Source organism: Pseudomonas sp. GW456-E7, from assembly GCF_059424105.1.
Genome location: NZ_JBWKZB010000045.1, coordinates 38,044 through 49,778, shown reverse-complemented (window position 1 = coordinate 49,778; position 11,735 = coordinate 38,044). Strand labels below are relative to the sequence as shown.

The 11,735-nt window shown below is 57.4% G+C and carries 10 protein-coding genes; 5 read left to right on the top strand and 5 right to left on the bottom strand.

Features of this window, described 5'->3' with window-relative positions:
• Window positions 1–60: 60 nt before the first annotated feature.
• From AC07YV_RS23910 to AC07YV_RS23890, 5 genes are all read right to left on the bottom strand, one after another.
• On the bottom strand, window positions 61–966 hold the full coding sequence (locus AC07YV_RS23910; protein ID WP_102701670.1) for an AraC family transcriptional regulator: 906 nt from the start codon (window positions 964–966) through the stop codon (window positions 61–63).
• 108 nt (window positions 967–1,074) lie between these two features.
• Complete coding sequence (locus AC07YV_RS23905; RefSeq protein WP_102701669.1) at window positions 1,075–1,953, bottom strand: phosphatidylinositol-specific phospholipase C domain-containing protein; 879 nt, start codon at window positions 1,951–1,953, stop codon at window positions 1,075–1,077.
• A 177-nt stretch (window positions 1,954–2,130) separates the two neighbouring features.
• Entirely contained in the window at window positions 2,131–3,006 is an 876-nt protein-coding gene (locus tag AC07YV_RS23900) for a phosphatidylinositol-specific phospholipase C domain-containing protein (protein WP_102701668.1), read from the bottom strand.
• A gap of 212 nt (window positions 3,007–3,218) precedes the next feature.
• Complete coding sequence (locus tag AC07YV_RS23895) at window positions 3,219–4,514, bottom strand: glycosyltransferase (protein ID WP_102701667.1); 1,296 nt, start codon at window positions 4,512–4,514, stop codon at window positions 3,219–3,221.
• A 74-nt stretch (window positions 4,515–4,588) separates the two neighbouring features.
• Window positions 4,589–4,951: a response regulator gene (locus AC07YV_RS23890; RefSeq protein WP_102701666.1), complete on the bottom strand. Its 363-nt coding sequence runs from the start codon at window positions 4,949–4,951 to the stop codon at window positions 4,589–4,591.
• Between the two features lie 257 nt (window positions 4,952–5,208).
• Here AC07YV_RS23890 and AC07YV_RS23885 point away from each other — a divergent pair, with 257 nt between their 5' ends.
• The 5 genes from AC07YV_RS23885 to AC07YV_RS23865 all read left to right on the top strand — a co-directional run bounded on the left by AC07YV_RS23885 (window position 5,209) and on the right by AC07YV_RS23865 (window position 11,735).
• Entirely contained in the window at window positions 5,209–8,700 is a 3,492-nt protein-coding gene (locus tag AC07YV_RS23885; protein ID WP_102701665.1) for a response regulator, read from the top strand.
• Entirely contained in the window at window positions 8,700–9,515 is an 816-nt protein-coding gene (locus tag AC07YV_RS23880) for a CheR family methyltransferase (protein ID WP_102701664.1), read from the top strand. The genes AC07YV_RS23885 and AC07YV_RS23880 overlap by 1 nt, the downstream gene beginning before the upstream one ends.
• Window positions 9,512–10,105, top strand: coding sequence for a chemotaxis protein CheB (locus AC07YV_RS23875; RefSeq protein WP_102701663.1), 594 nt, complete (start codon window positions 9,512–9,514; stop codon window positions 10,103–10,105). The genes AC07YV_RS23880 and AC07YV_RS23875 overlap by 4 nt, the downstream gene beginning before the upstream one ends.
• A complete protein-coding gene (locus AC07YV_RS23870) occupies window positions 10,099–11,280 on the top strand; it encodes a hybrid sensor histidine kinase/response regulator (RefSeq protein ID WP_102701662.1) in 1,182 nt (393 codons plus the stop codon). Before AC07YV_RS23875 ends, AC07YV_RS23870 begins: the two co-directional genes overlap by 7 nt.
• Before the next feature lie 77 nt (window positions 11,281–11,357).
• Window positions 11,358–11,735 carry a response regulator gene (locus AC07YV_RS23865; protein ID WP_007970583.1) on the top strand — a complete coding sequence of 126 codons (378 nt, stop codon included), beginning with the start codon at window positions 11,358–11,360 and terminating at the stop codon, window positions 11,733–11,735.

Below are 11,735 nucleotides of genomic sequence, written 5' to 3'. Positions count from 1 at the left end.
GCCTTCGGCAGCTCCTACAGGAGGGTGTAGGAGCTGCCGAAGGCTGCGATCTTTTGATTTTTACCCGAGGTTTTGCTCGGTCAACCGCTGCACCACCAATCGCCGGTAATGCGAAGGCGTCATGCCCTTGAGCTGCTGGAAGCGCCGGTTGAAGTTGGAAATGTTGTTGAAGCCGGATTCGAAGCACACGTCCGTGACCGGTTTGTCGCCATCGGCCAGCAACTCGCAGGACTTGCTGATGCGCAGGCGATTGACGAATTCGATGAAATTGCGTCCGGTGGCCTGCTTGAATACGCGGCTGAAATACGTGGGTTTCATGCCCAGATGTTCGGCGACTTCTTCCAGCGGCAATTCCCGGCCGTAATGGGCGAAGATGTAATCCACCGCACGGTTGGTACGATCGATGTTGTTCTCGTCGGCCAACTGTGGCGTCGTGGCGCCGGAGAGCAATTGGTAGTCGTCGGTGGCGGCGAGCAATTCGAGCAGGATGAAAAAATGCCCGAGCCGGGTCATGCCGCTGGTATCGGCAATACGCTGCATCAACTGCATGGCCTGGACAATGGTGTGCTTGCTGCGAAACTCGATGCCGTATTGCGCGCGTTCCAGCAAGGGGGCCAGGGTCTTGAGCTCGGCGAACACTTGATAGCCGCTGTCGAACAACTCGTCGGTGAAGTTGACCAGCATGTCGCGCTTGGGCACCACTTCGTCCTCGGCCACCTGGCTGATCCAGTTGTGGGGCAGGTTGGGGCCCGTCAGGAACAGGGTTTGCGGATAGAAGTTGCCGATGTAATCGCCAATGAACACCTTGCCGGAACTGGCGACGATCAGGTGCAACTCGTATTCCTTGTGGAAATGCCAGCGCACCAGCGGGCAGGGGAAACCATGCTGGCGGTAAATGATGGACAAACCATTGTGGTCGTCCATCAACTCATAGGAAGGATCGGTGACTCTGGCAATACGGGGCATGTCGATGCACTTTTCTTGTTATCGCGTCCTGATCATGCCTCCTGTGGGGGGGCTAATGCCAGTTGTCGATGTCGCGCAACCTGACCGGAGCCTTCTCGGCTTTCGCGACTATCTGGCTTTTCTGGCTCTTCTGGCATTTATCAAGCTCGCGCTTCGGCAGTAGGCAACCAATTGCGACTCCTCCATGAAATCGACATTGATAATGTTGCACCTTTCGCTTCGGTCGTGGGAGGCGGGATCAAACCAGTTATCCAGTTCATCATGGATATCGACGGGGCCTCCAGCTATTGAGTAGCTTGTGGCGGACAGTGACCACAAGCTGGTACGCGGAGGTGGCGCCCTCAACACGTTCGTGATGTGCTGCTCGAGTTCCTTGACACTGGTGTCGCCAATCCCGCTCCATTTGTGTTCGATTTTATTGCAGAACCAGTCGGGATTTAACTCCGGATGTTGTTGGGCCGTTACCAGAACTCGCTGCTTGCCGCTGATTTTCTTGAGCACGCCAAGTGGCAGGCCTCTATTGCCGGTAGGGATTATTCTCTGGCCAAGATAACGGAGCATCATCTCGTTGAAGAGTGCGTAGTCGAACGATTGTTCCCCGTCCTTGAGTTGATGAAAATCCAGAATCACAAACTCGTCAGGGTTATCGCGTAAAAACAGATTCACTGCAGCAAATAAATCCAACAGGTTACGAGATGAGCGATAGCCATTGTGCTGGAATCGGAATTTTTCAAACTCTATGGCCGGGCCGTCAAAGTCCAGTCGTAAATCGAGTACGCGTGAACCGTTGTTGAGTTGAGCTGCGAACGAACCGTGCTGGCAGGCCAGCCAGTGCGCGCCGGGGATCAGTGGATAGCTCGCTTGCCAGTCGCACCCCGCATTGTGTGTGCCGGGTAGTGTAAGTTCACCAAGCGAGAGGTTATCGATTGCCGGTGTAGCGCTCATCCAGTTATTGAGTGCGTAATCGTTTCGGGTCGTATTGTTCATTAATGCGTCCTTGCATTGATTGATGAATAACAAGTTGCGCCAAAGTAGTGTTGATTGAAGGCGATCAAGTATTTTGTGGTGGGACGCGCGCGGTCAATCATCAACTTCATACGGGATGTTCGGTAGCGGCAGGCCAGCGATTGCCGGTCCTGCGCACTTTATTGTTTCTCGCCTCGATCATGTCTTGTGCAGTGAGAGGCCGTAAACAGCTTTCATGCTGCTCGCACTCCAGCAGTAACGGACAATTTCAGATGTGTCGAAAAAGTCGGTATTGATGATGCTGCAACGCGTCACCCAGTCTGCGGTGGTATTGAACCAGTCGTTGATCTTTTCTTTGATATTCCTTGGTCCGCCAAATAGCGTGTATGCAGTTGCCGACAATGACCAAAAAAATGTGTCGTAAGGCGCATCTTCCAGGGTTTTCGCAATATGGGTCCGCAGATCGCCGGAGCTGGTGAATGCACTGTCGCGCCATTTGTGGGGGATGCGCGGCCAGAAATAGTTATCGTCCAGACCCGGCCTGAACTGCGCTGCCATGACAATTCGCCGACTTGTACTGGAGCGCTTGAGTTCGCCCACGGTGGCATACCTGTTGGCGGGAAGTATGACCCGCATCCCGAGACGCCGCACCAGTTGGTCGTTGAGCTTCTTATAATCGAAAGGCTTGCCGCCATCCCTGAGTTCATGAAAGTCCAGTACGAGGAATTCATCCGGGTTGTGATCAAGAAACGACAGCACTGCCTCGATCAACTCGTCCAGTACCCGACCCGAGCGATGCCCACTGTGCTGAAAGTGAAAAACCGGTTTCGGATCTTCCGCGTATTCGAGGCGAATATCCAAGGCCCGTGCGCCATTGGCCAGTTGCCAGGCAAATGAATCGCTCTGGCAAGTGGTCCAGTTACCGGTCACATCATCAAAATCAGGTGCTTTTTTGTCCATGCCGGCGTTATGGGTGCAGGGCCAGACAATATCGGTGAGTTTTAATCTGTCTACGTCGAGGATGTTGCTCATCCAGTTCTGTTTGTAGATAAATTCCGTTTTTTTGACTGTCATGATTGTTCCTTTGTCTGAATGCACTGGCAACCTGAAGGCTTCAGGTTCCAGGCAGCCCGAAACTATCCGCAGTGACAAAGGGAGGGGTGTTACTTATCTACAGCGTCGCGGTGCCTTGAATAGGTTAGCCACCCTGAAATGCAAAACGCCGACGGAATTCAGTGAGTATCCTGTCGGCGTTTTGATGGGGATATGGACGAGCGCTACAAAATTTATGCTTGATTGCGATTTTTTTCCTCGATCCATTGCGCCATGTACTGGGTACTTTTGTGTTGATGATGGCGCAACATGCTGCCGGTAAAGTTATCGCGCCTGATCTGTGGCAGATGCCTTTGGCATTCGATCAGCCTTTCGATCAACGCAGGGCCATGGGTGGACTGCGGGTAGCGGCTGGCCAATAGGTGACGGGCCTGGGTCTGGGCGACAAGCCACTGCGCCTTGTCCTGATAAAGCCGCACGGCGCTGTCGGCGAATTCGCGCGCCGTACGGGTTATGGCACCGGGCCAGGGCTCTTGATCGTGCATGGCTTCCGCGCCCACTGGCGTGGTGACATTGGGTGTTCCACAGAGCATCGCATCGACGATCTTGCCTTTGATGCCGGCACCGAAACGCAGCGGTGCCAGGCACACCCGCGTCTTCGACATCACCTGCAAGGCATCTTCTGCCCAGTTCAGCACATGAAAGCCCTGTGCCGCGTTGTGCAGGGCAGTGGCCTTGGGCGGGGTGTACGCGCCATAGATGTGCAACTGCGCATCAGGCAGCTGCGCGCGAATCAGCGGCCAGATCGCGGTTTTCAGCCAGAGCACGGCATCCCAGTTGGGCGCATGGCGAAAGTTGCCGATGTGCAGAAAATGCGCGCGATCTTCGTACTCTACTGGCGCGCCGGCCGGAAGATCGACCATCAATGGGCACCAGTGCAGCAAGTTGCGCGGAATTCTGAACTGCTCGACCAGCAATTCGATTTCCACTTCGGAAACCATCAGCGTCAAATCACAACGATAAAACGAGGCGATTTCGCGCTTGGCCAGATCGGTATTGGCCATGTGTTCAAATTCTTCACGCGACGCCGGGGCGAACAGGCCGCTGAAGTCATTGTTGTCTTCACTGGCCTTCAAGCGCTCCTTGAGGCGTTGATGCCGACCCTGCCTGAGGCTTTGCAAGTCGCAACTTTCCAGCACGCGCAAGGCATCGGGACAATACTTCTCGACCCGCCAACCGAACTGTTCCTCCATCATGAATTGATCGAACAGCACGATGTCCGGCGCCAGTTCACTGATGAATGCGTCGAAACTGCTGTTGTTCAGCTCGATGGGTACTTCACGAATACCCAGCGCCGTCAGGTCTGCGCGCTGTTCGCCGAAACCTGCCGGGCTACTGAAGGTGATATCCCAGCCTTGCTCCAGGAAAATCTCGAGAATCTGCATGACATGCCCGCTGGCCGCGGAAGAGCGGGGCTCGGGCCAGACGTAACCAATGACCAGGACTTTGGTTGCGCGGGGCTCACTCATGTACGGAATTTCCTTGAAGCGAAGACAGGGCAGGGACAAAAACGGCGCGCATTAAACCACAGTGGATCGCCAGGTCACCCGATAATGCTTTTTACCTTGTCGCGCAACTGATCAATGGAGAAGGGTTTGCCGATCACGTGCATGTCGGCGGGCACGTCGATGCTTTCGGCATAACCGCTGGCAAACAGGATGGGCAGGGCAGGACGCAAGACACGTGCTTCCTTGGCCAGTTCGCGGCCATCCATGACCGGCAGGCCGACATCCGTCATCATCAGGTCTATGTGTTGGTTAGAGTCCCTGAGCGTCTCCAGCGCCTGTTCGCTGCCGTCGGCTTCCAGCACCTTGAACTCCAGTTCCTCCAGTACGTCGACAATCAGCATGCGCACGATGGCATCGTCTTCGACGACGAGGATGGTGGAGGCGTTGGCGGATGACATAGTGGACTTCCTGAAAAAGATTGGCATTGCCGGTCGCTGGAAATCACCGGCCTCTTGCATCAGTAAGTGGCAGCTCCAGACAAGTTCCCGAGGCGGCGCAAAAAAGCAGGCGACGCAGGTCAGCAAGGATAACCCGCTGTTTAGCGTGGGCGCAGCGGAATGTAGGAGTTTGCGCGAAAACATGTCAGAAAAATGGATCCATGTACCAGTTTTGGGGCAAACTCCTTGCATTCTGATAGTACGACAAGGCCTGCCCCATGACCTCCGCGTCCTCGGTTGATGAGCAACGATTTCGTAAACTCCTGAGCCGCAATATCAGCCTGCCGTTGGGGCTGGGCCTTATCAGCGCGGTGTTCTTCGTTTCGCTGATCAGCTATCTGCTGTCGACGATCCAGTGGGTGGAACACACCGACCGGGTGATCAATAACGCCAATGAAGCGGTCAAGCTGACCGTGGACCTGGAAACCGGGATGCGCGGTTTCCTGCTCAGTGGCGACGAGCATTTCCTCGATCCCTACGAAACCGCCAAGCCGCGGATTGCCGTGGCCCTCAACACCTTGCTCGAGCTCACTGCCGACAACCCGGTGCAGACCGACCGCTTGCTGCGGTTGCAGGCGTTGCAACAGGAGTGGGCCAGCTATGCGCAATCGATGATCGATCTGCAGCGCAGCAGCGGTGATTATCGCTCGGTGGTGAAGGCCGGGCGCGGCAAACGCCTGACCGATGAAATTCGCAAACAGTTCGAGGAGGTGATCGACAGCGAACAACAGTTGCGCACCACGCGCAATGATGAGGTGCGGCGCACCACGGTCTGGAGCATCAGCCTCTATCTGTTGTTCATCGCCGGCGTCAGTGGTTTGCTGGCGTATGTCGGGCGGCGCGATTTGCTCAGCCTTTCACAAAGCTACAGCGTCAATCTCGCTGCCCAACAGGCCAGTGCCCAGCGCCTGGAGCAACAGGCCTGGCTGCGCAACGGCCAGACCGAACTCGCCGAGCAGGTGCTGGGACAGTTGAGCCTGAACCTGTTGGGACGCAACATCCTGCAGTTTTGCGCGCAGTACCTCGGTACCGCCGTGGCGGCGATCTATGTTCGGGAAGACCACGGCGGTCTCAGACGCATCGCCAGCTACGGTTTTTCCCGCGAACAGGAAGAGCGGGATCAGCAGATTTACAGCGATGAAGGCATTGTCGGCCAGGTGGCGCAGCAGGCGCGGCTGATTCGCCTGGACGAGGTGCCAGGGGATTATTTCAAGGTCAGCTCCGGCCTCGGTGACGGTTTGCCGCGCAGTGTGCTGGTGGTGCCGACCAGCGACGACGACCGGGTCAATGGCGTGATCGAGTTGGGTTTCCTGCGTCCGCTGGATGACCGCGATGTCGCGTTGCTGGAGTTGATTGCCGGCAACATCGGCACGTCCATCGAGGCCGCTCGCTATCGCCAGCGCCTGCAGGAAGTGCTGGCCGAAACCCAGCAGCTCAATGAAGAGTTGCAGGTGCAGCAGGAGGAGCTCAAGACCGCCAACGAAGAGCTCGAAGAACAGTCGCGGGTGCTCAAGGAGTCCCAGGCGCACCTGGAAACCCAGCAGGTGGAACTGGAGCAGACCAACGAACAACTCGCCGAGCAGGCAGAAGTGCTGGCCGAGCAACGCGACGCCATGGACCTGAAGAACACCGAACTCAATCAGGCGCAGATCCAGCTCGAAGAGCGCGCGCTGGAATTGCAGCGTTCGAGCAAGTACAAGTCCGAATTCCTCGCCAACATGTCCCACGAGCTGCGCACGCCGCTCAACAGTTCGTTGATCCTCGCCAAGCTGCTGGCGGAAAACCCGGAAGAAAACCTCACGGCCGAGCAAGTGAAGTTCGCCGAGTCGATCTACTCCGCCGGCAATGACTTGCTCAACCTGATCAACGACATTCTGGACATTTCCAAAGTCGAGGCCGGCAAGCTGGAAATCCGTCCGGAGAACACCAGCGTGGCACGCCTGGTCGATGGCCTGCGCGGCCTGTTCCAGCCATTGGCCACGGACAAGCAGCTGGATTTCCAGGTGGATTTGCTCGACGGCGCGCCGCCGATGCTGTTCACCGACCGCCAGCGCCTGGAGCAGGTGCTCAAGAACCTGTTGTCCAACGCCGTGAAGTTCACTGAAAGCGGCAGCGTCGGCCTGTCCGTCGCCGCGGCGCCGAATGACGGCATCGCGTTCAGCATCCGCGATTCCGGGATCGGCATCGAGGCGGATCAGCACGACAGCATTTTCGAAGCCTTCCGTCAGGCCGATGGCACCACCAACCGGCGTTACGGCGGCACCGGGCTGGGCTTATCGATCTCCCGTGATCTGGCCGCGTTGCTCGGCGGTTCCATCAGCGTGACCAGCAAACCGGGGCAGGGCAGTGTGTTCACCCTGGTCTTGCCGCAGCAGTACGTGGAACCGGGCGAAGTGCCTGTCGAACCGATGCGTGCCGTTGCGGTGGCGGCTGCACCGGATGCAGTGCCGCCCGCGTTGTCGCCACCGGTGGCCGAAGTCGACATTGCGCGTTTCGACGACGATCGCCACAAGGGGCCGTTCACCAGCCGTTGCATTCTGGTGGTGGAGGACGAGTCGAACTTTGCGCACATCCTCTACGACCTTGCCCATGAGCTGGGTTATCAATGCCTGGTGGCCCATGGCGCCGACGAAGGCTACGACCTGGCCAAGGCGTTCATCCCCGACGCGATCCTGCTGGACATGCGGCTTCCGGATCATTCCGGCCTGACCGTGCTGCAACGCCTGAAGGAACACGCTGAAACCCGGCACATCCCGGTGCATGTGATTTCGGTCGAAGACCGGGTCGAAGCGGCGATGCACATGGGCGCCATCGGCTATGCGGTCAAGCCCACCACCCGTGAGGAACTCAAGGACGTATTTGCGCGCCTTGAGGCCAAGCTGACCCAGAAGGTCAAGCGTGTGCTGCTGGTCGAGGACGACGACTTGCAACGCGACAGCATTGCCCGCCTGATCGGCGACGATGACATAGAAATCACCGCCGTTGGCCTGGCGCAGGAGGCACTCGACCTGCTGCGTACGTCGGTCTTCGATTGCATGATCATCGACCTCAAGCTGCCTGACATGCTCGGCAACGACTTGCTCAAGCGCATGTCCACCGAAGACATCTGCTCCTTTCCGCCCGTCATTGTCTATACCGGGCGCAACCTGACCCGTGATGAAGAGGCTGAACTGCGCAAGTACTCGCGTTCGATCATCATCAAGGGCGCACGTTCACCGGAGCGGCTGCTGGACGAGGTGACACTTTTTCTGCACAAAGTCGAATCACGGTTGTCCCATGATCGGCAGAAGATGCTCAAGGTCGCCCGCAGTCGCGACCGGGTCTTCGAAGGCCGCAAGGTGCTGCTGGTGGATGATGATGTGCGCAACATTTTCGCCCTCACCAGCGCGCTGGAGCAAAAGGGCGCAATCGTGGTCATTGGTCGCAACGGCCGGGAAGCGATTGAACGACTCAATGAAGTGGAGGACATCGATCTGGTGTTGATGGACGTGATGATGCCGGAGATGGATGGCTTTGAAGCCACCGTTGAAATCCGCAAGGTCCCGCGTTGGCGCAAATTGCCGATCATCGCAGTGACGGCCAAGGCCATGAAGGACGATCAGGAGCGCTGCCTGCAAGCTGGGGCCAACGATTACCTGGCCAAGCCCATCGACCTGGACCGCCTGTTTTCGCTGATTCGCGTGTGGTTACCGAAGATGGAACGCATCTAGTGGAGCGAAGCAGTGAAATCGAATTGCGCTTGTTGATCGAGGCGATTTACCTCAAGTACAGCTACGATTTTCGCGATTACTCCGGCGCGTCGATCAAGCGTCGGGTCAACCATGCGTTGAGTCAGTTCGAGTGCCAGACCATCTCGGCGTTGCAGGAAAAGGTCCTGCACGATCCGGCCGCTTTCATGCAATTGCTGCAATTGCTGACCATCCCGGTCAGCGAGATGTTTCGTGACCCCTCGCACTTCCTGGCCATCCGCAAGGAAGTGGTACCGCTGCTGCGAACCTACCCCTCGATCAAGATCTGGATCGCCGGATGCAGCACCGGGGAAGAGGTGTATTCGATGGCCATCCTGTTGCGCGAAGAGGGCTTGCTCGACCGTACCATCATCTACGCGACCGACATCAATCCGCGTTCCCTGGAAAAAGCCAAGCAAGGGATTTTCTCGATGGAGAACGTCCGCGCCTACACTGCTAATTACCAGCAGGCCGGTGGCCAGTGTTCGTTTGCCGACTACTATACGGCGGCCTATGGGTACGCGATTTTCGACAAGACACTGCGCGAGAACGTGACCTTCGCCGATCACAGCTTGGCGACGGACAGTGTGTTTTCCGAAACTCAATTAATTTCATGTCGTAACGTATTGATTTATTTTAATAAAAAACTCCAGGATCGGGCGTTCGGACTGTTTCATGAGTCCCTCTGCCATCGCGGATTCCTGGTGTTGGGCAGCAAGGAAACCCCGGATTTCTCGGCTTTTGGCGATGAATTCGAGCCGCTGGTCAAACAAGAACGGATCTATCGAAAAACATGAACAGTGCAACGAGCCTGCCAGCTGTCGAAGCGATCGTGATCGGTGCCTCCGCCGGTGGCGTCGAGGCGCTGTTGAACATCCTCGGCCCGCTGCGCGAAGGTTTTGCGTTGCCGATCATTGTCGTGCTGCACCTGCCGGACGAACGCCGCAGCCAGCTGGCGGATGTGTTTGCCCGCCGGGTTGCCATGCCGGTGCTGGAGGCCTGCGACAAGACCGCAGTCGAGGCCGGCACGCTGTATTTCGCCACGCCCGGTTATCACCTGTCGGTGGAGCGGGACCGCAGCTTTTCCCTGAGCCTGGAGCCTCGAGTGCATCATTCGCGACCCGCCATCGATTACCTGTTCGAATCGGCTGCCGATGCCTACGGCACCGGGCTTGCTGCTGTCTTGCTCACAGGCGCCAACCGCGATGGCGCGCGCGGGCTGGCCCAGGTCAAACAGAACGGTGGCATGACCATCGTGCAAGACCCGCAAGAGGCTCAGGTCGCCACCATGCCCCAGGCTGCGCTGGATATGCATCAGCCAGACCACATACTTTCTGTACGCGGCATCGGCCGTTTGCTTGTCGAGCTGGAACGAATCGCATGCTGAGTAATATCCAGGCCAAACTGCTGATCGTCGACGATCTGCCGGAAAATCTGCTGGCGCTCGAAGCGCTGATCAAGCGTGAGGACCGGATTGTGTACAAGGCGCTGTCCGCCGACGAAGCCTTGTCACTGCTGTTGCAACACGAATTCGCCATGGCCATCCTCGATGTGCAGATGCCGGGCATGAATGGCTTCGAGCTGGCCGAGTTGATGCGCGGCACCGAAAAAACCAAGAACATCCCGATCGTTTTCGTCAGCGCCGCCGGGCGTGAAATGAACTACGCGTTCAAGGGCTACGAAAGCGGTGCCGTGGACTTCCTGCACAAACCGCTGGACATCCACGCGGTCAAGAGCAAGGTCAATGTGTTCGTCGACCTGTATCGCCAGAGCAAGGCGATGAAGGAGCAAGTGCTGGCCCTTGAGCAAAGTCGTCGCGAACAGGAAGCCCTGCTGGAGCAACTGCAGAATACCCAGCTGGAACTGCAGCAGGCGGTGCGCATGCGCGATGACTTCATGTCCATCGTCGCCCACGAAGTGCGCACGCCGCTCAACGGCCTGATCCTTGAAACCCAGCTGCGCAAGATGCACCTGGCCCGCGACAATGCCGCCGCCTTCACCCTGGACAAGATGCACGCCATGGTCGACCGCGACGAGCGGCAGATCAAAAGCCTCATTCGCTTGATCGAGGATATGCTCGATGTCTCGCGCATTCGCACCGGCAAGCTGTCGATCCGGCCGACGCGGTTCGATCTTTCGACGCTGGTTCGCGATTTGCTGCACAACTTTTCACGGCAGATCGACGCCGCCGAAACGTCGGTCACCCTCGATGCCGAGCAACCGGTGATCGGAAACTGGGATGAATTTCGGATTGAGCAGGTCATATCCAACCTGTTGACCAATGCCTTGCGCTACGGAGCCAAGAGCCCGGTCACGGTGAAGGTATACAGTGAAGGAGGCCAGGCGCTGGTAGACGTGCGCGACCAGGGGATCGGGATCAGCGAAGAAAACCAGACGCGCATATTCCAGCAGTTCGAGCGCGTATCGGCCAGGCAGGCCGTCGCCGGACTGGGCCTGGGATTGTTTATTTCAGAACAGATCGTGACCGCCCATGGCGGTACAATCACCGTCCAGAGCCGGATTGGCGAAGGCGCCTTGTTTCGCGTTTGTCTGCCGCTGTAGGAAAACAGCCAGATAAACGCAACCTCTGATCGACCCCACGGTCGTATCAGCAGCAATTGACCGAACAAAGGCTTCCCATGAGCGAAGATGCACAAGACGTAGTACTCGTTGTCGAGGACGATCCCTCGATTCTGATGGTGCTGTCCGCTTACCTGTCGGGCGAGGGTTATCGCGTATTGCAGGCCGAAAACGGCGAACAGGCGTTTGAAATCCTGGCGAGCAAACCCCACCTGGACATGATGATCACCGACTTCCGCCTGCCCGGTGGAATCTCCGGCGTGCAGATCGCCGAACCCGCCGTGAAGCTGCGACCGGAACTCAAGGTGATCTTCATCAGCGGCTACGCCCAGGAAATCCGTGAGACCGATAGCCCGATCACGCGCAAGGCGCCGATCCTGGACAAGCCATTTGATCTGGATAAATTGCAGGAACTGATGCAGGACATGCTTTCGTAA

Bases quoted from the DNA above. Each gene is read 5' to 3' on its own strand.
- AC07YV_RS23890 (WP_102701666.1), bottom strand. From the start codon at position 4,951: ATGTCATCCGCCAACGCCTCCACCATCCTCGTCGTCGAAGACGATGCC.
- AC07YV_RS23910 (WP_102701670.1), bottom strand. From the start codon at position 966: ATGCCCCGTATTGCCAGAGTCACCGATCCTTCCTATGAGTTGATGGAC.
- AC07YV_RS23895 (WP_102701667.1), bottom strand. From the start codon at position 4,514: ATGAGTGAGCCCCGCGCAACCAAAGTCCTGGTCATTGGTTACGTCTGG.
- AC07YV_RS23885 (WP_102701665.1), top strand. From the start codon at position 5,209: ATGACCTCCGCGTCCTCGGTTGATGAGCAACGATTTCGTAAACTCCTG.
- AC07YV_RS23900 (WP_102701668.1), bottom strand. From the start codon at position 3,006: ATGACAGTCAAAAAAACGGAATTTATCTACAAACAGAACTGGATGAGC.
- AC07YV_RS23865 (WP_007970583.1), top strand. From the start codon at position 11,358: ATGAGCGAAGATGCACAAGACGTAGTACTCGTTGTCGAGGACGATCCC.
- AC07YV_RS23905 (WP_102701669.1), bottom strand. From the start codon at position 1,953: ATGAACAATACGACCCGAAACGATTACGCACTCAATAACTGGATGAGC.
- AC07YV_RS23875 (WP_102701663.1), top strand. From the start codon at position 9,512: ATGAACAGTGCAACGAGCCTGCCAGCTGTCGAAGCGATCGTGATCGGT.
- AC07YV_RS23870 (WP_102701662.1), top strand. From the start codon at position 10,099: ATGCTGAGTAATATCCAGGCCAAACTGCTGATCGTCGACGATCTGCCG.